The 1087-nt window shown below is 58.0% G+C and carries 3 protein-coding genes; 1 reads left to right on the plus strand and 2 read right to left on the minus strand.

Features of this window, described 5'->3' with window-relative positions; all coding sequences use genetic code 11:
- Positions 1–257: hypothetical protein (locus AC04L7_RS19360; protein WP_475513798.1), on the plus strand; the 257-nt coding region annotated here is incomplete at its 5' end.
- 202 nt (positions 258–459) lie between these two features.
- Here the strand turns inward: AC04L7_RS19360 and AC04L7_RS19365 are convergent.
- Both AC04L7_RS19365 and AC04L7_RS19370 read right to left on the minus strand, forming a co-directional pair.
- Entirely contained in the window at positions 460–786 is a 327-nt protein-coding gene (locus AC04L7_RS19365) for a type II toxin-antitoxin system RelE/ParE family toxin (RefSeq protein ID WP_436044668.1), read from the minus strand.
- Positions 783–1087 (minus strand): YlcI/YnfO family protein (locus tag AC04L7_RS19370; protein ID WP_475513799.1); only part of this gene is annotated, 305 nt, incomplete at its 5' end. The genes AC04L7_RS19365 and AC04L7_RS19370, both read right to left, overlap by 4 nt.

Here is a 1087-nt window from a genome sequence, read left to right on the forward strand (position 1 = left end):
GTCCCAAATGCAAGAGCGAAGCGAGCGTCGTTCTCAAAACATTGCTCATTGGAAAGCAGAGCCCGCTCGAAGAAAAAGCTGGTAGCCGCAGGCCGGATCAGCTCGCAACAGATGAATGCTTGTCCGAGTCGCTGCAGCCCGTTCCGCTTGATCAATTCGTGACTGCTTGCTATTGCACGAGCTGTGGCATCGGGTTCGTCCCCGAAGAGCTCATCAAGCCAACTGTGATTGCGTCCAGAAATCGAACGAGAACTTGATTCGACGTGCGACCTTTTCTCGGGTTTCGGCCACTTCCGGACGTTGACGACGGTTGGCGCGCGGGCTGCCAATCAGTAGGACTTTGATGAAAACCTTCGACCTCTATGCCCGCGTCTATGTGGCTGCCATGTCAGCCTGACTCCAGTCACAGACCGGTTATTCAGTCCGGGTCGGACCACAGCGACTTACAGCCGCATGGACTCAGTGGTAGTCCTCTTCGCGCTGATGACGAATTGCCAACACCCTGACTTCCCGCCCTGGAAGGATTTCGTAGAGGGCCACATAGCCGGTGGAGCCAAGGCCTACGATTAACTCTCGGCGCGTTGTACGCCTGCCGTCGCTCGCTTTCCGATACGCCCAAGGATTCTCGGCCAGCCGCTTCTTGATACTGGTGCGAAGCAGGTGYAGTACATGCTGAGCATGGTCCAGTTCCTCCAAGGTCTCTGACCGTGCGACGAGGAACTCAAACAACCGCTCAAGGTCATCCTCGGCTTGCGGGGTCATCTCAACCCCGAACAACTCGGTCACGTGCCAGGGCCTTGCAATTCGCGACGTCGTGCATCAATGCGGGCCTGGACGCGGTCAAACACTTCGTCCACGGGGCGTGAAACACCGGTTCGCAGGTAGTCCTGCCAAGCGGCCTCGCCACGCGCATGGAAGTCCGTTTGGACGCGACGGAAGTCAACTGCTCGGCGCACGGCATCGGCCACAAAGGTGCTGATGGTTTCCTCTTCACCCAGGACCGCTTCGAGCTCGGCACGCAGTTCCGGCTCAACGCGAACGGCAGGTAAGGTGCACGATTTCATGGCCGTAAGCGTAGCACATTTGT

It is taken from the genome of Pseudoxanthomonas sp. LjRoot204_2 (genome assembly GCF_056175765.1).